Consider the following 17,690-nt stretch of genomic DNA (forward strand, 5'->3'; position numbering starts at 1 on the left):
TTACTGCACCTATCGGAATCCGTAGCCTCCGAAGCAGCTTTGGCTACTTGCTCATAGGTGTGGATCACTGGAGCAGTTCCAGAACTGCGCGACGGCCTATGGGCGTATGCTGCATTAGAACGCTAAAAAACCACCTCGTTCGGTGGTTTTTTTAGCCCCTAGAAATCTGGAGGGCACCTGGCTTTCGCTCACTGTCGGGCAATCCAAGGGATTTTTGGGTGCAGAGGTGCTGTTTTGAAAAAATACGTCACCACAGCGATCAAGAGATGCGCGCAGGAGTTCATTCAGCAGAAAACTCTCGTAGCAGACCACCGAGTCCGCTGATATGGTGTACATGTATACAGCGAACTTACCGAATCGTGCTGCTTATCTCTGCTCCATGGGGCCGGCCAGAATGCGTGACTGCCCTTTGAGCGAAGGTATTCTATAAGACAGCGACCAATCTCGCCTGTTCGGATATCAAGTGCGCCAGCCAGGAACGCCAACGAGGAGGCTGTAGGAAAGGAAATGGCAGAAACACAGATCGAGTGGACTGACTCCACCTGGAATCCGGTGGCAGGCTGCTCAATCATCAGCGCGGGCTGCAAAAACTGCTACGCCATGGAAATGGCGAGACGTCTCGAATCGATGGGCATGGCCAAGTACACCGGTCTGACGCGTAAGAAAAATAAGCGCGTGGTTTGGAATGGGAAGATCATCGAAGATCGAGAATCGCTCTCCATTCCCTATCGGTGGAGAAAGCCACGTAAGGTGTTCGTTAACTCGATGAGCGACTTGTTCCATGAGCAGGTAAGTGACAGCTTCATCCAGGATGTCTGGAAGGTGATGCGTGATACGCCCCATCACAACTATCAGATTTTGACGAAGCGACCTGAGCGGATGAAGCAGATCCTGCAGGAGATCATTCGGGAAGTCCTACCAAACGTCTGGCTTGGTACATCCATAGAAAACAGCGATACAGCGGCCAGGGCGGAGTATCTCAAAGAAACGCCTGCTCATATCCGATTCATTTCATTCGAGCCTTTGATTGGCCCTGTTGGGGCTATCGACCTTTCCGGTATAGATTGGGCAATCGTGGGTGGCGAGAGTGGGAACAGGGCTCGTCCCGTAAAAGAGGGTTGGATAGACGAGATTTACACCCAGTGTCTTGAAAGTGGCACGGCGTTCTTTTTCAAACAATGGGGAACGTGGGGTGAGGATAATATTCGCCGATCCAAGAAGGCGAATGGCCGCGAGTATAGAGGCAAGACATGGGACGAAATGCCTATCAATATCATAGGCGCGTCACCTCAGTAGAAATACAGCGAACCGTGATAGGGATATTGGAATGGCAGTTAAGCAGTACGAGTGGGAGGACGGCGCTGTTCTGTCTGATCACTCCAGGAAGAAGCATCAAATCCTTCGAGAGTATTTCTTTCAGTACGTCATTACTCGCTGCCAGCTTCCTAAAAGGGAGCGTTTTCGCCTTGCTGTAGTCGACGGTTTTGCTGGCGGTGGACGATATAAATGCGGTTCGCCGGGCTCACCTATCATTTTTATCGAGGAGCTGAACCGCGCGACTAGGGCGATCAACGTACATCGTGCAATGCAAAACCTCGCGCCAATTCATATTGAATGCTTTCTGATCTTGAACGATTTCGAACAGCCGGTGCTCGATTTGCTCAAACAGCATGTGACACCTGTATTGATAGAGCAAGTTGAACCAAACGATTACCTAACCGTCCATATCGAGTACCTCAACACCACCTTCGAATATGCGTACCCGAAAATAAAAGAGCTATTGCAACGGGGTAAACTTAGAAACGTAATTTTCAATCTAGATCAGTATGGTCATAGCCACGTGACTAGGGACACGCTACTCGACATCATGAGCTCAAACACCTCGACCGAAGTGTTCTACACCTTCATGATTTCGTCCCTACTGACTTACCTACAGAAAGACAATGCGAAGGCTTTAGAAAGCCAACTGGCTTATTTGTCGTTGAGTAAGTTCGATCTGGATGCCCTGTCCGAACAGATGAACAAGCGGGTTTGGCTCGGAACCGCCGAGCACATCGTGTTCTCTGCCTTCCAAAAGTGCGCCCATTTTGTCAGCCCGTTTTCTATCAACAACCCAGGCGGTTGGCGCTATTGGCTCATTCACCTTTCAAACTCCTACCGAGCTCGCCAGGTGTATAACAATGTTCTGCATGAGAACAGCCAGTCGCAGGCGCACTACGGTCGCTCTGGCCTGAACATGCTTGCCCATGACCCTCAGGAGGAAGGCACGCTGTACCTCTTTGACACCTCGGCACGAGAGGAAGCTAAAGGCCAGCTGCATGACGATATCCCGCGTGTCGTTTCCGAGTTCGGCGACGCATTGAGCATGGGGGACTTCTACAGCCGGATCTACAACCATACGCCGGCACATAGCGACGACATCCACTTGGCAATGATCGAGAACCCGGACATTGAAGTAATCACCAAGGCGGGTTGGCCTCGCCGAAAAGCAACAAAGATCGATGTGTCTGACACGATAAAACTCAAAAGCCAAACGAGCTTTTTCTCCATATTTCAGGGGAAAAAATAGGATTGCTACGAAAGGGGTTGGCGCTCATCACTCGCAAGAGCAAGCAAAGGCCCTGCAGTTTGGGGCCGTAGGTGTCCGGTCGGCGTCGCAAAGGTTATTTACAGCTAAGCATCCGGCAAACACGCTTTCCTGAGCCACTGCTTATCCCTTCAAAGTTTAAAACCAGTGCACCCGCCGTCACCATAACTATGCTTGTGAGGTCGGTCAGTATCCTACCCCTAATGCCGACCTTTCTGGTGGAGGTCGCTATGACCCCTAAAGCCCAGCAGAAATCTAACGCTCGGCGAGGTCGTCCAAGGATCGAAACGCAGCGAACTATCTATCAAATCAAACTGTCGGGATGGGATTTCACCTGGTCGCTCAGCCTAGCTTTGCCCAACAATTTGAGGATTAACGAAGGTCATTATCACGAACATATGATTTTAACTTTGAGGGGCGACGTGCTTTACCCCGAGAGATTTAAATATCCACAGGTCGAGTGCCAGCTTTACGCAGATCCCCGATTAATGCAGGACATCGCTCCTCCAAAAGGGATAGGGTCTATGTCCGCTAGCGGGACGCGGTTGGTTGCGTATATAGCAGTGCCGCGCGAGCGGATTGACGCTTTGGTTGGTACAGCCAACCGACTACTTTCCTTAGAATTAAACGCCACCCCTTTGCATTACCGACGAGCGCTCGTTATGTCGATTCATTTGGGTACAGAGCCAGAGCCGGATTGGTGACCTGCTGCCTGTTTAACGAGGCTACCTCTATGCTGGGACGCAGTGGCGCAGAAACCTGCAGCGATACCAGATCCTTGCGACGGCTTGAGGCATACACTGCAGAAGAAAGCCCAAAGCACCTATTCCGGTGGTTTTTTCCCGCAAAATTTGGAAGGCGAAGGCTTGAGCTCTCAGCATTGAGGTCGCAGTGAGTGGACTCTGGTTTGTGGCTTTCAAGCGTCCGGCTCGAATTGAATTATTTGAAATTAGGGGTGGGGAATAATTATAGCTGTCCTATAATTTCGATAATTGTTCGTTTTTTGAGCGGGTGCTGCTAAGGCCCGATCCAATCCAGAGAAAAGCTGATTACTCATATTCGGCCCCTTAAGTGAACCCGAGGCATTGGGAGCCCACCGGTAGGCGCTGGCCGCTTTCTATAGATAGCTGTTTTGCATTCTGCGATGCAGTGGCGGCTACCGTTCGTCTGGATTTAGGCGCGGCTTCGACGATCCTGCTGAAAGGGTAGCGTAATTGATTTTTGTAAAGTTTAGAGGGCGGTTTGAGCCATAAATTAACAAAAATTCTTACGATAATGTTGCTTGTTTATGCGTGGTTACACATTTATTGTCAATAGAATAAAGGGGTTCACTCACTCACACGCTAGAACAATTGGCTTTCTGGTGTTCATAACCATTCTGATTCGCTGCTGTATCCGCGCTAAATAAAAAAGGCCCGTCGCTGAACACGACGGGCCTTTTTCATGTGCGCAGGTTGTCAGTCAAGAATCAGATGCGGCAGGAACCGGCTCGAATCCTTGGTGATCAGGCTGTTGTCTTCGCGCACACCAATCCCGGCCGCCTGATCACCGATTACCCATGAACCGATCAACGTGTAGCTGTCGTCGAACTTCGGCAAAGGGGCAAATTCCTGCAGGATGAAGGGCGCATCGGTGTAGGGCCCATCCTCTTTGACGATCATGCCTTCAGCGGTCTGCAACTCGACGTTCGCGCCTTCCCGTGAGAAGTACGGTTTGCGTACCCAACCCTTGGGCACCGCGCTGCCCGGATTCGGGTCAAGGTGCGCGGCCAGCAGATTCGGGTGGCCCTTGTGCAACTCCCATAGAAGGGGCAGGGCACCCTTGTTGGAAAGAATCGACTTCCACGCCGGTTCGAAAAACTGGGTATCGCACTCGGCAATTGCCGCGCCGAACGGCTCGTGGAAGATGAATTCCCAGGCGTGCAGTTTGAACAGGTGCGGGATCCAGCGATCCTCGAGATCCACGAAGCGACCGTCAGCGCTCAGGCCGATGTCTTCGATGTCGATGTGCCGCGATTCGATGCCGACCTTTTCTGCGATCAGCCGCAGGTAATCCGTGGTGCCCTTGTCTTCGACCGAGTCTTTCATCGAGGCGAAGTAAAACGGCCGCGTGAGTTTCAGTTGGGCGAAGGCTTCGTGCAGTCGGGTGTCGATGCTATTGAACTGGTCGGCATGGCGCGGCAGCATCCCGCGCTCGATGCACTGCTCCAGCCAGCCCCACTGAAACGCCGCCGCTTCGTAAAGACTGGTGGGCGTGTCGTAGTTGAGCTCGAGCAGCTTCGCCGGGCCATTGCCGCTGTAGGAGAAGTCCATGCGTCCGTACAGATGCGGATGACCTTCCAGCCAGGACGTTCGGATCATGTCGTAGTACGACGCCGGAATGCTCAGGCGATCCAGCAGTTCTTCGCTGTGCACGACGCGGTCGACCAGGTCCATGCACATCTCGTGCAGCTCGGTGGTCGGATCCTCCAGATCGTTTTCGATCTGCGCCAGCGTGAACTGGTAGTAGGCGCGCTCGTCCCAGTACGGTTCGTCGTCGATGGTGTGAAACAGAAAGCCGAGGCTTTCGGCGGTCTGCTTCCAGTCGTGGCGCTCGGCGCAGTGGATCTTCTTCATGGTCAGCTGCTCGAACGGCCCCAGCCGCCCCAACCACTGCGTGCGCTGGACTGGCTGCCGAAGCCGCCACGGGAGGTGGACGCAGCGACGTTGACCGGTTTGCGGTAATCGCTGTCGTAGTCCCGCTGGTTGCGGCTCGGTGCCGACTCGATCCGGCGGTTCAGCGTCGAAGTGTCGTAGGTCTGGCGGGTATTGCGCTCACGATAAACCGGCCGCGAATCACTCGCGCGGTTGTTGCTCATGGCATTGCCGATCAGCCATCCGGTGAGCCAGCCGTTGCCTGCACCGCTGGACGAGTGCGAAGTGCTGGTCTGATTGCTTTGTACGGCGGCCGCGTCGCCGGCGGGCATCTGGGCATTGGCGATTGCATCGAGGTTTTGCGCCGGCTCACCGTCCTGCGGCACCTTGAAGCCGCCAAGCTTCGGTACGAAACGGCCGGCGGAATTTTTCTGACACCAGTCAGCGGCAAAATCCGCGTCGCAGGCAGCCTTGTCGTCGTAGGCCGGGGAGATCCGGCGGTGTTCGGCCAAGGCCGCGACGTAGGCATTCGAGCAGACATCCGGCGCCACTTCGGCGTCGACGCATTGTTCGACGCTCTGGAAGTTGCGTTGCTGTTCCTGGGCGGCCACTTCACCAGAAATCGCCAGGGCCACCGAAGCGGCCAGCGACAGTTGAACGTACTTGCTTCGTTTCATCTCAGGCTTCCTGCCGATCAGTAGGACGGGGTCATGCACGCGGCGTTGAGCATGCCGACGCTGATCGCCACCGCCGCCACATAGATGCCCGCGGCGATTTCACCGTTGGCGATGCGCTGGGACGTGCCCTTGAGCACCAGCCCGGTCGCCAGGAATGCCAGCAATTGCACCGCGGCCGCGATCACCGCCCAGAGGACGAAGTCGAGGACGTTGATCGAATGAGCGATCACGTTGCTGGCCGGAATCGCAAAGCCGATGATTGCGCCGGACAGGGCAATGGCGGCGGCGACATTGCCGGAACGGATCAGCTCGAATTCCTTGTGCGGCGTGACGCGGGTGTAGACGAACTGAAACAGCATGAACAGCAGCACGGCGCCGATCAGGTAGGCGACGAAACCGACCAGCGCGGCTTTGTTCAGGGAAATGGACAACGCTTCCAGCATGGAAAACTTCCTTTTAGATGGTGCTCAAATCGGTGGTGTACAGCGAGATGCCCAGCGAGGTGCTCAGGCTGACGGTGCCTTCTTCGTCCTGTTCGACGGAGAACAGCAAGAGTTCGCGGCGATCGGTCAGGCCGGTGTCCCTGGCGTAGAGCATCGAGTGATGGTTGATGGTGTAAGACTCGTCCGGGTTGATCACCTGTTCGGTCAGCGGCACCAGTTCGGTCTGGCCGCGCTCGGTGCCCCACTCACGGGTGTATTCGACGCCTTCGTGGCGATAGGTCGGCAGGCCGATCAGGCTGTTCGGGCCGGCCAGACGCTGCAATTCGGCGTCACTGTTGACCGTCACATAGCTAACGTAGTTGAACAGCGTCACCGACTCGATCTGGTCATCACCGGTGACATGGATCTGTACCCAGAATTCTTCGTCGTTCAGATAGTAGCGATGCAGTTTGTTCGACTGGCCGAGATCGATCCAGCCAGCGCTCCAGATGGCCTGGGCGTCGGGAACCCGCACTGACGTGCTGCCGTCGAGCAACAGGCCGAGGGTCGTGTCGAAGCGGATCGCCTTGCCTTGCGCCAGTCCGAGCGGGCCGCCGGCAGACTCGGACGCCGGCGCGGCCGACTGCCAGTTGCTGGTGCCGAGCAAATCTTTGAACCATCCCATGGGTACATTCCTTGAAGCGGGTATCGATATTCGTTGGCAAAACGCCGCTAGTGTACCGGGCCGCGCGGCGAACGAGCAGGCAAAAAAGAAGGGCACCCGGTGCCCTTCTTTTTTCTCGCCGCCGTTACTGGGCGGACTTCTGCTTCAGACGCTCGAGGATGGCGTTGGCGCTGCCTTCGTTCGGCGTGATGCCGGCTTCGCGCAGCTTGCGATCCAGGTCGTTGCCGGTCGACGCATCGGCCAGCTCGTCGGCAGCGCTCAGCTCGGCAGCGCGTTGCTGCTGCTTGGCTTGCAGACGGTTCAGAGTACCGACAGCGGTTTCCAGCTTGCCGTTGGCGCCACCGCTGGCGATCGAGGCGCTGACCTGCGCTTTCTGCACGCTCTCACGGGCCTTGGCCATGTCCACTTGCTGGCGCAGGCTCTTGATCCGCGCTTCGGCCTTGTTGATGTCCTTGCGCATGTTGTCGGCGTAGGTGCCGAATTCGTCGCTCTGCTTTTTCTCGACGCCCAGGTCGTTGGTCAGGGTCGAAATCGCTTCGGCCACTTCCAGCGCCAGGTCTTCACGGCCGGCGTTCAGGGCGGAAACGGCCTTGGCTTCCAGGTCTCTGATCTTGGCTTCGTACTCGCTCACGCGGTCAGCGGAGAGTTTGTGCTTGGCCATGATGGTGACCAGTTCGCGACGGGCGTTGGACAGCGCGCTGTCGGCGTCACGGATTTCCTGATCGAGGATGCGCAGGGCCTGTTGATCGGCGATCGCTTCGCCGACTTCGTTGGCGCCGCCGCGCAGCGCGGTGAACAACTTGCTCCAGATGGACTGAGTCATTGGATATTCCCTGTTGATTACTTGAAGAAGTGTTCGAAGGCTTCGCTGGCGCGCTGCACGTTGTCGACCAGGGTTTTCACCTCGGTGACCACGTTGGTCAGGCTCGAGTCGGCACTCAGTGCACCGAACATGTTGTAGACGGTCTGGCCGTTGGGCATGGTCTCGATGCCGATCGACGACAGCGGGAACATTTCCCGGCTGCGCAGCACGGCGTCGTTGAAGGCGCGCACGTCGGTGATCGAATCGATGTCCACCAGCACGGTGTCGACGATGATCTGCTGACCGGCGAGGGCGATGTGAATCGGCAGACCGCCGAATTCGTTCATTTCCAGCTTGAGGCTGGGTTCGGAGCTCTGGATCAGAGACAGTGTGATCTCTTGCGAAGCCACCTCGTCCAGCGCCTTGAAAGCGTTGTAGAGGCTATCGATGTTCCAGTTGTTGCCTGCGCTCATGTAATTCTCCGACATGAAAGAGCCAGCCAGAATCGGTTGGCGTAGCTGTTGCTCCATTTGCTTGAGCAAGCTTCGGTTTTCCGGAAGCACCCAAGTTTCGTGTTTCACATAACCGGCGGCAGCCAGGCCCGCGCGCATCTGCTTCATGTAGAAGCTCGACGGTTTTTTCGCGGACGGTGTCGAGCGCACTCCCTTTGGGCTCTCTGACTTGGTGACAGGGGAGCGGCTTTTCATGGCGATGACTCCGTTATGAACATCTCACGCGTGAGCCACACTACAACCAAATCAAAGTGCCATCAATGGCTCACGCGTGAGATTTTCATGACCTACAAAAAAAGCGCCCGCAACGAGGCGGGCGCAGGTGTTTCCAGTTGTATCAGAGCAGGGCTCAGCGGCTGGCGTCGAGGAATTCGTCAGTTGATACCACGTTGGCGTAAGCAAAACCCAGCGAAGACATGAACGCGGCGTGCACGTGGGCGGCCGGAACGGTCAGGCCGTTGAATTCCAGATCGCGGGTGGCGCAGGCATCGTGGATGACCGTGACGGTATAACCCAGATCGGCCGCCGCGCGAGTAACGCCATCGATGCACATATGGCTCATGCTGCCCACCACCACCAGTTCCTTGATGCCCTGTTCGTCGAGGATCGATTGCAGCTCGGTTTCGCGGAACGAGTTGACGAAGTGCTTGAGCACCACCGGCTCGTCGGCGCGGTTGAGCACTTTCGGATGCAGTTTCGCGCCCTCGGAGCCCGGAGTGAAAAACGGCGCCTCGGGCGAGGTGAATTCGTGGCGGATGTGCACCACCGAATCGCCGGCCTCGCGGAAGGCCGCGATCAACCGGGCGGCGTTGTCGGCGGCGGCGTCGGCACCGACCAGCGGCCATTTGCCTTGGGGGAAGTAGTCGTTCTGGATATCGACTACGATGAGCGCTTGCTTGGCCATGGGTGTGTCCTCGAAGTGTGAGTGGGTGTGGGTTCAGTATTGGCGCCGGCCACGTCTTCGAGGATTGGCCGCACCGACAATACACAGGGGAAAACTGACAATGGGTGCAGAAAGGACCGTCGCGGAACTGGGCGTGCTGATGTATCCCGGCGCGCAACTGGCGGCGGTGCATGGCCTGACCGACCTGTTCGGGGTCGCCAACCGGATCGCCGCCGAACACCAGGCCACACAGCTGCCGCTGCTGCGGATCAGCCACTGGCAGGTCGATGACGACCACCCGCCCGTGCGGGTTTACGACAGTCATCCCGGTGCCGACAACGGTTTGCTGGCGGTGTTGATCCCGCCGTCCATTGCCGGTTTTTCCGCGGCACAGATGCCGGCCGGGCTGCTGCCCTGGCTGCGTGAACACCATGCGCGTGGCGCGACGCTTGGCGGTGTGTGTGTCGGCTCGTGGCTGCTGGCGGAGAGCGGGTTGCTCGATGGTCGCAGCGCTACCACGCACTGGACCTCGGCCAAGGCCTTCGCCGAGTGTTACCCGAAGATCAGGCTCAAGGCCGACACGCCGATTGTCGACGACGGTGACCTGATTACCACGGCGGGGCTGATGGCCTGGTCAGAGCTTGGTTTGCGACTGGTGGACCGCTTGCTCGGGCCGAGCATCGCCAGCAGCACGGCGCGGTTTCTGGTGGTGGAGCACAGCGACAGCGCCAGTGCGTGCGGGAGTAATTTTGCGCCGATCCTCAACCACGGAGACGGTGCGATTCTTCAGGTTCAGCATTGGTTGCAGGGCACCGGGGCGACTGACGTCTCGCTGACGGCGATGGCTGAACGCGCGGGCCTGGAGGAGCGCACATTTCTGCGCCGGTTCCGCGCGGCGACCGGCCTGAAACCCACTGAATACTGCCAGCACCTGCGGGTCGGCAAGGCGCGAGAGATGCTGGAATTCACCAATGGCACCATCGACCACATTGCGTGGACGGTGGGCTATCAGGACCCAGGCGCCTTTCGCGCGATATTCAAGAAAATCACCGGGTTGGCGCCGAGTGAATACCGGACGCGATTTGGGGTAAGTCCGCCTTCAGCTGCGGCGAAGTAATACGACTGCGTCGTGCAAAATGCCGGAGCCGGCGGGTCGGTCGTGCAGATTGAAACAGGCGCGGTGCCAGCACGGTTTTTTCAAGTGGCTGATTTTCAGCGTGTTTCACGCCAGCGCCGGTTGGCCTGATCTCTGCACCCTCTGACCTACATTCACCCAGCCGTTGGAAGGGGGACGCATGACCCCGACATCCCGCAGAAAACTGGTCGTCGCCCACTCGGTTCGACCCGGCGCGCCACAACATGAAGTGCAGACCAACAAAGCCCTCGCGCGATGGCTGGCGCAGATCCTCGGCCTCAAGTTCGGCGGCAGTTACGACGCCGAAAAGCATCGCGGCCGGGATATTTATCTGCTGCCGACCCAGACCCTCGTCGGCGCGACGGCCCGCGAACTGGGTGTGAGCGGCCCGAATGATCTGTGGGGCGGTTTCGTCGAGCACGATTTCATTTGTACCAAAGCTATCAGCCACGGTTTGCGCAGCCATCAGGCCCAAGCGCCGCAAGGCTGGTCGCCATTGTTTTCGGAGCGGGTGCGCACCGTGGTGCTGGATGGGCTCAGCGTCTTTGCGCTGGAGGATGCACGGCCCGCCGCCGAACATCTGTTGTTCAGCGGGCCGATCCGGATCAAGCCGATCCACGCTTGTGCCGGGCGTGGTCAAGAAGTGATCAAGAGCCTCGATGCATTCGACGAAATCCTCGCCCGACCCGAGGCCGGAGAACTGTTCAGCGATGGCGTGGTGCTGGAGCAGGACTTGAGTCAGGTAATCACCCACAGCGTGGGCCAGTCGTTCATCGGCGACCGGGTGCTGAGTTACTGCGGTGATCAATACTTGACCAAGGACGCCCACGGCGAAGAGGTGTACGGCGGTTCGAACCTGCTGGTGGTGCAGGGCAGTTACGAGGATCTGCTGGCGCTGGAGCTGCCCGACGACGTGCGTCTGGCGATCCAGCAGGCGCAGGTGTTCGACCGGGCGGCGGACGAAGCTTATCCGCGTTTCTATGCCTCGCGGCGCAATTACGACATCGCTCAGGGCCTGGACAGCGAAGGCCGGCCGCGCAGTGGCGTGCTCGAACAATCCTGGCGCATGGGCGGCGCCAGCAGCGCGGAAGTGGCGGCGCTGCAAAGTTTCGTCAACGACCCCTCGATGCGCGCGATCCGCGTGTCGTCGGTGGAAACCTATACCGATCAGGCCCTGCCGGCGGATGCCATCGAGGTGTATCGCGGGCCGGCCGAGAACAGCGACTTTCTCCTCAAATACGTAATGGTCAAATCCTATGACGGCTAGAAGCGAAAGCATTCAAATCGACATTGATGATGAACAGATGAGCGGGACGTTCCTCAGTCCCAAATCGAAAGTCCCCGGCGTGTTGTTCGTGCACGGCTGGGGCGGCAGTCAGGAGCGCGATCTGGAGCGGGCCAAAGGCATCGCCGGCCTGGGTTGCGTGTGCCTGACGTTCGACCTGCGCGGGCACACCGGCGGCACCGGCATTCCGCTGAGCCGGGTCACCCGCGAAGACAACCTGCGTGACTTGCTGGCGGCTTACGACCGGTTGCTCGCCCATCCGGCGCTGGACACCTCGGCCATTGCGGTAGTGGGCACCAGCTATGGCGGTTATCTCGCTTCGATTCTGACCTCGCTGCGCCCGGTGCGCTGGCTGGCGCTGCGGGTGCCGGCGCTGTACCGCGACGAGCAATGGCACACGCCAAAACGCGATCTGGACAAGGCCGACCTGCGCGATTATCGCGGCACGCTGGTGCGCGCCGACAGCAACCGCGCCTTGCACGCCTGCTCGCAATTTACTGGCGACGTGCTGCTGGTGCAGTCGGAAACCGATGACTACGTGCCCCACGCGACGATCATGAGTTACCGCGCCGCATGCCAGCAGACCCATTCGCTGACCCACCGCATCATCGACGGCGCCGACCATGCCCTGAGCGATCCGACCTCGCAGCAGGCCTACACCTCGATCCTGGTCGACTGGATCACCGAGATGGTGGTGGGCGAGCGGTTGAGCATCATTCAGTCGCGCTGATCAGATTTGGGTTTCTTCTCGATCCGCAACGCCTTGGCCTTGGCTTCCACCACCAGGTACATCAGCACGGTGATCAGCAGCGGCAGCAGGAAGTAAATTGCTCGATAGGCCAGCAATCCTGCCACCAGACTTCCGCGCGAAGCCTCGTGTTGCAGCAGCGCCACGAACACCGCTTCCAGCACGCCGAGCCCGGCGGGAATGTGGGTGATGACCCCGGCAATCGCGCTGATCAGCAAGACACCGAGCACCAGCGGGTAGTCGAGCTTGCTCGGCAGCAAGGTGAAAATCACCGCTGCCATGAGCGACCAGTTCAATGCCCCGAGCAGCAATTGCAGGACCGCCATGCGCAGCGACGGCAGGTTGATTTCTACCCCGCGAATCGACCACTCGCGCCGCCGGGAAAACTGGCAGGCGACCAGATAGCCGACACTGACCAACAGCAGCAACACGCCAATGCCCTGTAACGCACCGCTGCTGATTTTCCAGCCCGGTGGCATCCGCACCAGCCCGCTGGCGAACACCACGCCGGCGATGGTCATGTAGCCGAACCAGTTGGTCGCCAGGCTCAGGCCGAGGATTTTGGCGATGTTGCTTTTGCTCACCCCGAGCCGCGAATACAACCGATAACGCATGGCGATCCCGCCGACCCACGCGCTCAAATTGAGGTTGAACGCATAGCTGATGACGCCCACCGGCAGGATCTGTTTCCAAGTCAGATCCTGACGAATGTAGGTGCGGCCGATCAGGTCGAAACTGGCGTACACCAGAAAGCTCAGCAGGGTCAGGCTGGAGGCAATGATCAGCGTGCGCACCTTGAAGTCGGCGAGGGTTTGCAGCACCTCGGCCCATTCGATGCGGCTGGCGAACATCGTCAGCAGGACGATCAACGCGAGGAAAAACAGCAGGGTCAGCGGACGTTTCCAGCGGGACCAGCGGGACTGGATCGCGGGTGCCGGATGCACCGCCGCGTGGGCTTCGGACTGGCTCATGAAGGATCGCTCCCGGCGGCATGGGAAAAGGGTTTGAGCCGAGGCTTGTGCGCCGGCAGCCAGCCGGCCATGGCCGGGAAATGCCGCAGGAAGTGAAACACCAGAAAGCCCACGGTCATGTGCCAGATCCGCCCGCGCGGCGACTTCGCGGCGTCCATCGCCTTGCAGTGGTTGTGGCTGAGGTCTTCGAGGCGCTCGAACAAATGGCGATTGAAGGCGCGGTCGCGGATCAGCACGTTGGCTTCCAGGTTCAGCGACAGGCTCAGCGGGTCGAGATTGCTCGAGCCGACGGTGCTCCATTCCTCGTCCACCAGCGCAACCTTGCCGTGCAGCGGCCGTTCGCAATATTCGTGAATCTGCACCCCGGCCTTGAGCAGGTAGTCGTAGGTCATGCGCGCGGCGAGTTTGGCCACCAGCATGTCCGGCTGCCCCTGCAGAATCAGCCGCACCTCGACCCCGCGCCGGGCGGCGTTGCGGATCTCGCGCAGCAGGCGATAGCCGGGGAAAAAGTAAGCGTTGGCGATCACTACCCGCCGTTGGGCGCGACGCAGTACCTGCAAATAGATGTCTTCGATATCGGTGGGGTGCCGGTCGTTGTCGCGGAACACCAGGCGCACCTGACCGTCGTGATCATCGAACGCCATCTCGGCGCGACGCTGCCGGCGCCGTTGCCACCAGAACCTTGCGCGTCCCGGACGGCCGCTTTGCAGCAGGGCGAAATGATGGATGTCGGTCACCGCCGGGCCCTGAATCTCCACCGAGTAATCCTGCTTCGCTTCCGGGCCGAAATCGGCCAGGTGATCGCCGGAGAAATTGATCCCGCCGATGAACGCGATCAATCCGTCGACCACCACGATCTTGCGATGCAGACGGCGGAACCAGTTGGTGCGAATGCCCAGGCGTTTGGGGGCCGGATCGAAGATTTGCAAATGCACGCCCGCTTCACTTAGCGCGGCGAGATAGCCGGTGCTCAATTCGCCGCAACCGAAGCCGTCGAAGCTGACGGTGGTGCGCACCCCACGCCGTGCGGCGTCGATCAGAATCTCCTGTAATTCCTTGCCGACCTTGTCTTCGAAGACGATGAAGGTCTCCAGCAGGATTTCGCTTTTCGCCGCGCGCATCGCTTCGAACACCCGGGGGAAATATTCCTCGCCGTTTTCCAGCAGCTCGATCCGGTTGTTGCCCTGCCAGCGATACTCGACATCAACGGTGCCGGGCTCGCGCACGGGCGGGGTGATGCTGACGGGCTCCACGGCGGATTTCTCCAACGGTGCACTGCTCATAGTTCAATCTCCACCGATAGCGGTGCGTGGTCGGAAAGGTGTGACCAGGGACGGTTCGCCAGCACTTTTGGCTGACTGGCCTTGAGGTTGCGGACATAAATCCGGTCCAGGCGCAGCAGCGGCATGCGCGCCGGAAAGCTGCGCGCCGGTTTGCCGTGATGCGCCACAAACACTTCGCGCAAGCCACAGGGCTCAAGCAATGCATCGGCGCGCTGGCGCCAGTCGTTGAAATCGCCGGCGACGATCACCGGCGCATCCTCGGGCAGTTCGGCCAGGCGCTTTTTCAGCAGAGCCAACTGAGCGTTGCGATGGCTTTCGCGCAGGCCCAGATGGACGCAGATCGCATGCACTTCACGGTCGTCTCCCGGCAGGCGCAGCACGCAATGCAACAGGCCGCGGTTTTCATGGCCGCTGATCGAAACGTCGAGGTTGTCATGGCGCACGATCTGGAATTTCGACAACACCGCATTGCCGTGATCGCCGTCCGGATACACCGCGTTGCGCCCGTAGGCGAACTGCGGCCAGAGGCTGTCCGCGAGAAACTCGTACTGCGGCATCGTCGGCCAGTTTTCGTAGCGTTTGGGATGGTGCTCGTGGGTGCCGTGGACTTCCTGCAGGAACACCACATCGGCGGACACGCTGCGCACCGCTTCGCGCAGTTCCGGCAGGATGAAGCGCCGGTTCAGCGCGGTGAAACCCTTGTGGGTGTTGACCGTCAACACGGTGAAACGGCGCTCGGTGGTGATGACCGTGGACTGCTCGTCGGTGAAGCCGAGCGGCTCGGGAATGCTCATGCGAGTACCCCTTCGGCGGCCGGTTCGCCGGGTACGGTTTCGAGGTTTTTATCCAGATCGAAGCGCTGCAACAGGCTGCGGGCATCGAACGGCGCGCGAACCTTGATGTCGTTGTCGAAGTAGCAGTAAACCTCGCGGGATTTGCGGGCCCGAGGTTTCAGGCGCGGCGCGATCAAATGGGCATCGCGCGGTTGCCGGCCATGGTGCCAGGCGTCGATCCGTTCGGCCCAGCGTTGCAGCGCTGCACGGGTGTAACCGCTGGCGTAGAGCTCTTCGGCACCGTGCAGGCGCAGGTAGACGAAATCGCTGGTGAGGTCTTCGCGGTACGGCCATTTCCCGGCGGTGTCGGCGATCACCAGCGCAGTGTTGTAGCGTTTGAGCAAGCGCACAAAGTCGGGGTCGATGAAACTGTCGTTGCGGATTTCCACGGCATGGCGCAGCGTTTTTTTGCCGTAGGCCTTCAGGCTCGCGTGGCCGTGCAGGTGTGAGTCGTGTCGGCGGGCGAGGTCAGCTGCGGCCTGGGTGTCGTGGGGCAAATGGTCGAGAAAGGCTTCGAAACGTTCGGGGTCGAATGTGAAGTTGGGCGGGAACTGCCAGAGGATCGGGCCGAATTTTTCCTTCAATTCCAGCACCCCGGAGGCAAAGAAATTGGCCAGGGGTTTTTCGATATCGCGCAGGCGGCGGATGTGGGTGATGAAGCGGGGCGCCTTGATGCTGAACACGAAGTCATCCGGCGTTTCGGCGTACCACTGGACGTAGCGTTCGGGCCGTTGCAGGGCGTAGAACGATCCGTTGATTTCGATGCTGTTGACCGCCCGTGAGGCGAACTGCAATTCGCGTTTCTGCGCCAGCCCCTTGGGGTAAAAGTCCCCGCGCCACGGGGCGTAACGCCAGCCTGAAATACCGATGTGAATCGTAGCCATGCCGCCTCCCGTCGAAAGTCCCCATACGGCCTCTGTCAGTGGATGACTGCGGGCGGTCGGGGAAAGTTTCGACGGGATTACGGACGGTCGGGCTGGCTTGATCAGTGCCCGGTGATGATCCGGGCCGTGCCTTCGGCGGGTTCGGCGTACACCGGGCCCAGGCGATCAAGGCGACCGCTCCAGGCGGTCAGGGCCAGCGCCACCAGCACCACCAGACCGCCGATCCACGCGGTGTGAATCAGGCCGATGTGCGCGACGATCAAACCGCCACCCCACGCGCCGCCGGCAATCCCGAGGTTGAACGCGGCAATGTTCAGGCCCGAGGCCACGTCCACGGCGTGCGGTGTGTGATGTTCAGCCTGACGCACCACATACACCTGCAAGCCCGGCACGTTGCCGAAGGCGACAGCGCCCCAGACCAGCACGGTGGCCAGTGCCAGCCACGGGTTGCCGGCGGTGAAAGTGAGTACGAACAGCACGGCGGCGAGCAGGGCGAAGATGATTTTCAGCGCACTGATCGGCCCGCGCTTGTCCGCCAGTTTGCCGCCCCAGAGGTTGCCGACTGCGACCGACACGCCGTACACCAGCAACACCAGGCTGACGGTGCCGGCGCTGAAACCGGAGATGTCCTGAAGGATCGGCGCCAGGAACGTGAAGGCGATGAACGAGCCGCCGTAACCGATGGCCGTCATGGCATAGACCAGCAACAGACGCGGTTGCTTGAGCACCTGCAATTGCTGCAACAGCGACGCCGGTTTGCTGTGGGCAATGTTGTTCGGCACATACAGCAGGCTGCCGATGAACGCGATCACGCCGAGTGCCGACACCGCGAGGAAGGTTTCACGCCAGCCGAAATGCTGACCGATGAACGTGCCCAGCGGTACGCCGGTGACCAGCGCCACGGTCAGGCCGGTGAACATGATCGCAATCGCACTGGCGGCTTTTTCCTTGGGCACCAGGCTGGTGGCGATGGTCGAGCCGATGGAGAAGAACACGCCATGGGCCAGGCCGGTGACGATCCGCGCCACTACCAGCGATTCATAACCCGGCGCCAGCCAGGCCAGCAAGTTGCCGAGGGTGAACAGCACCATCAGCGACAGCAGCAACAGTTTGCGCGGTACTTTGCCGGTAAGGGCGGTCAACACCGGCGCACCGATGGCTACGCCGAGGGCGTAGAGACTGACCAGCAGACCGGCGGACGGCAGGCTGACGCCGAGATCGGCGCCGATGGTGGGAAGCAGGCCAACGATGACGAACTCGGTCGTCCCGATGGCGAAGGCGCTGAGGGTCAGCGCGAGCAGGGCAATGGGCATGACGGCACTCCGGTGGGGGATTGAATGGAGCGCAGTG

General features: G+C 59.5%; 17 protein-coding genes. 5 read left to right on the forward strand and 12 right to left on the reverse strand.

From position 1 onward, the window contains the following. The first annotated feature begins 507 nt into the window (after positions 1-507). Together QLG12_RS18735 and QLG12_RS18740 are read left to right on the forward strand one after the other, a co-directional pair. The gene (locus QLG12_RS18735) at positions 508-1,296 is read left to right on the forward strand and encodes a phage Gp37/Gp68 family protein (protein WP_282475049.1); all 789 of its coding nucleotides are present in this window, start codon (positions 508-510) and stop codon (positions 1,294-1,296) included. Positions 1,297-1,327: 31 nt separating this feature from the next. Then, positions 1,328-2,569 (forward strand): three-Cys-motif partner protein TcmP, encoded by a 1,242-nt coding sequence (locus QLG12_RS18740; protein ID WP_282475050.1) that lies wholly within the window; start codon positions 1,328-1,330, stop codon positions 2,567-2,569. Between the two features lie 1,475 nt (positions 2,570-4,044). On the opposite strand, the gene QLG12_RS18745 is transcribed toward QLG12_RS18740, so the two are convergent. The 7 genes from QLG12_RS18745 to QLG12_RS18775 form a co-directional block, all read right to left on the reverse strand. Further along, on the reverse strand, positions 4,045-5,202 hold the full coding sequence (locus QLG12_RS18745) for a glutathionylspermidine synthase family protein (protein WP_197870114.1): 1,158 nt from the start codon (positions 5,200-5,202) through the stop codon (positions 4,045-4,047). Positions 5,203-5,204: 2 nt separating this feature from the next. Then, positions 5,205-5,897 (reverse strand): DUF1190 domain-containing protein, encoded by a 693-nt coding sequence (locus QLG12_RS18750; RefSeq protein ID WP_108563377.1) that lies wholly within the window; start codon positions 5,895-5,897, stop codon positions 5,205-5,207. Between the two features lie 17 nt (positions 5,898-5,914). After that, entirely contained in the window at positions 5,915-6,340 is a 426-nt protein-coding gene (locus QLG12_RS18755; protein ID WP_074691674.1) for a DUF350 domain-containing protein, read from the reverse strand. A 13-nt stretch (positions 6,341-6,353) separates the two neighbouring features. Further along, positions 6,354-7,004, reverse strand: a complete 651-nt coding sequence (locus QLG12_RS18760) for a DUF2491 family protein (RefSeq protein ID WP_039771970.1) — start codon at positions 7,002-7,004, stop codon at positions 6,354-6,356. Positions 7,005-7,128: 124 nt separating this feature from the next. After that, positions 7,129-7,827 (reverse strand): PspA/IM30 family protein, encoded by a 699-nt coding sequence (locus QLG12_RS18765; RefSeq protein ID WP_103385518.1) that lies wholly within the window; start codon positions 7,825-7,827, stop codon positions 7,129-7,131. 17 nt (positions 7,828-7,844) lie between these two features. After that, positions 7,845-8,426, reverse strand: a complete 582-nt coding sequence (locus tag QLG12_RS18770) for a YjfI family protein (RefSeq protein WP_199912991.1) — start codon at positions 8,424-8,426, stop codon at positions 7,845-7,847. A 241-nt stretch (positions 8,427-8,667) separates the two neighbouring features. Continuing rightward, entirely contained in the window at positions 8,668-9,222 is a 555-nt protein-coding gene (locus tag QLG12_RS18775) for a cysteine hydrolase family protein (protein WP_197870112.1), read from the reverse strand. A gap of 100 nt (positions 9,223-9,322) precedes the next feature. Here QLG12_RS18775 and QLG12_RS18780 point away from each other — a divergent pair, with 100 nt between their 5' ends. The 3 genes from QLG12_RS18780 (at position 9,323) to QLG12_RS18790 (ending at position 12,351) form a co-directional block, all read left to right on the forward strand. Next, complete coding sequence (locus QLG12_RS18780) at positions 9,323-10,318, forward strand: GlxA family transcriptional regulator (RefSeq protein WP_282475051.1); 996 nt, start codon at positions 9,323-9,325, stop codon at positions 10,316-10,318. Positions 10,319-10,496: 178 nt separating this feature from the next. Beyond that, positions 10,497-11,603, forward strand: a complete 1,107-nt coding sequence (locus QLG12_RS18785; RefSeq protein ID WP_282475052.1) for a DUF3182 family protein — start codon at positions 10,497-10,499, stop codon at positions 11,601-11,603. Further along, positions 11,593-12,351 (forward strand): alpha/beta fold hydrolase, encoded by a 759-nt coding sequence (locus tag QLG12_RS18790; RefSeq protein WP_007955615.1) that lies wholly within the window; start codon positions 11,593-11,595, stop codon positions 12,349-12,351. The genes QLG12_RS18785 and QLG12_RS18790 overlap by 11 nt, the downstream gene beginning before the upstream one ends. Here the strand turns inward: QLG12_RS18790 and QLG12_RS18795 are convergent. The 5 genes from QLG12_RS18795 to QLG12_RS18815 all read right to left on the reverse strand — a co-directional run bounded on the left by QLG12_RS18795 (position 12,339) and on the right by QLG12_RS18815 (position 17,653). Next, on the reverse strand, positions 12,339-13,340 hold the full coding sequence (locus tag QLG12_RS18795; RefSeq protein ID WP_197870109.1) for a lysylphosphatidylglycerol synthase domain-containing protein: 1,002 nt from the start codon (positions 13,338-13,340) through the stop codon (positions 12,339-12,341). The genes QLG12_RS18790 and QLG12_RS18795 overlap by 13 nt on opposite strands. Next, positions 13,337-14,623, reverse strand: a complete 1,287-nt coding sequence (gene clsB, locus QLG12_RS18800; RefSeq protein WP_197870108.1) for a cardiolipin synthase ClsB — start codon at positions 14,621-14,623, stop codon at positions 13,337-13,339. The genes QLG12_RS18795 and clsB overlap by 4 nt, the downstream gene beginning before the upstream one ends. Then, positions 14,620-15,417: an endonuclease/exonuclease/phosphatase family protein gene (locus QLG12_RS18805; RefSeq protein WP_108563370.1), complete on the reverse strand. Its 798-nt coding sequence runs from the start codon at positions 15,415-15,417 to the stop codon at positions 14,620-14,622. Before QLG12_RS18805 ends, clsB begins: the two co-directional genes overlap by 4 nt. Continuing rightward, a complete protein-coding gene (locus QLG12_RS18810) occupies positions 15,414-16,340 on the reverse strand; it encodes a DUF72 domain-containing protein (protein WP_282475053.1) in 927 nt (308 codons plus the stop codon). Before QLG12_RS18810 ends, QLG12_RS18805 begins: the two co-directional genes overlap by 4 nt. A gap of 101 nt (positions 16,341-16,441) precedes the next feature. Continuing rightward, a complete protein-coding gene (locus QLG12_RS18815; protein ID WP_282475054.1) occupies positions 16,442-17,653 on the reverse strand; it encodes an MFS transporter in 1,212 nt (403 codons plus the stop codon). Positions 17,654-17,690: the final 37 nt, after the last annotated feature.

The organism is Pseudomonas sp. V88_4, from assembly GCF_029967985.1.
Classification (GTDB): Bacteria; Pseudomonadota; Gammaproteobacteria; order Pseudomonadales; family Pseudomonadaceae; genus Aquipseudomonas; species Aquipseudomonas glycinae.

Bases quoted from the DNA above. Each gene is read 5' to 3' on its own strand.
- QLG12_RS18735 (WP_282475049.1), top strand. From the start codon at position 508: ATGGCAGAAACACAGATCGAGTGGACTGACTCCACCTGGAATCCGGTG.
- QLG12_RS18740 (WP_282475050.1), top strand. From the start codon at position 1,328: ATGGCAGTTAAGCAGTACGAGTGGGAGGACGGCGCTGTTCTGTCTGAT.
- QLG12_RS18745 (WP_197870114.1), bottom strand. From the start codon at position 5,202: ATGAAGAAGATCCACTGCGCCGAGCGCCACGACTGGAAGCAGACCGCC.
- QLG12_RS18750 (WP_108563377.1), bottom strand. From the start codon at position 5,897: ATGAAACGAAGCAAGTACGTTCAACTGTCGCTGGCCGCTTCGGTGGCC.
- QLG12_RS18755 (WP_074691674.1), bottom strand. From the start codon at position 6,340: ATGCTGGAAGCGTTGTCCATTTCCCTGAACAAAGCCGCGCTGGTCGGT.
- QLG12_RS18760 (WP_039771970.1), bottom strand. From the start codon at position 7,004: ATGGGATGGTTCAAAGATTTGCTCGGCACCAGCAACTGGCAGTCGGCC.
- QLG12_RS18765 (WP_103385518.1), bottom strand. From the start codon at position 7,827: ATGACTCAGTCCATCTGGAGCAAGTTGTTCACCGCGCTGCGCGGCGGC.
- QLG12_RS18770 (WP_199912991.1), bottom strand. From the start codon at position 8,426: ATGAAGCAGATGCGCGCGGGCCTGGCTGCCGCCGGTTATGTGAAACAC.
- QLG12_RS18775 (WP_197870112.1), bottom strand. From the start codon at position 9,222: ATGGCCAAGCAAGCGCTCATCGTAGTCGATATCCAGAACGACTACTTC.
- QLG12_RS18780 (WP_282475051.1), top strand. From the start codon at position 9,323: ATGGGTGCAGAAAGGACCGTCGCGGAACTGGGCGTGCTGATGTATCCC.
- QLG12_RS18785 (WP_282475052.1), top strand. From the start codon at position 10,497: ATGACCCCGACATCCCGCAGAAAACTGGTCGTCGCCCACTCGGTTCGA.
- QLG12_RS18790 (WP_007955615.1), top strand. From the start codon at position 11,593: ATGACGGCTAGAAGCGAAAGCATTCAAATCGACATTGATGATGAACAG.
- QLG12_RS18795 (WP_197870109.1), bottom strand. From the start codon at position 13,340: ATGAGCCAGTCCGAAGCCCACGCGGCGGTGCATCCGGCACCCGCGATC.
- clsB (WP_197870108.1), bottom strand. From the start codon at position 14,623: ATGAGCAGTGCACCGTTGGAGAAATCCGCCGTGGAGCCCGTCAGCATC.
- QLG12_RS18805 (WP_108563370.1), bottom strand. From the start codon at position 15,417: ATGAGCATTCCCGAGCCGCTCGGCTTCACCGACGAGCAGTCCACGGTC.
- QLG12_RS18810 (WP_282475053.1), bottom strand. From the start codon at position 16,340: ATGGCTACGATTCACATCGGTATTTCAGGCTGGCGTTACGCCCCGTGG.
- QLG12_RS18815 (WP_282475054.1), bottom strand. From the start codon at position 17,653: ATGCCCATTGCCCTGCTCGCGCTGACCCTCAGCGCCTTCGCCATCGGG.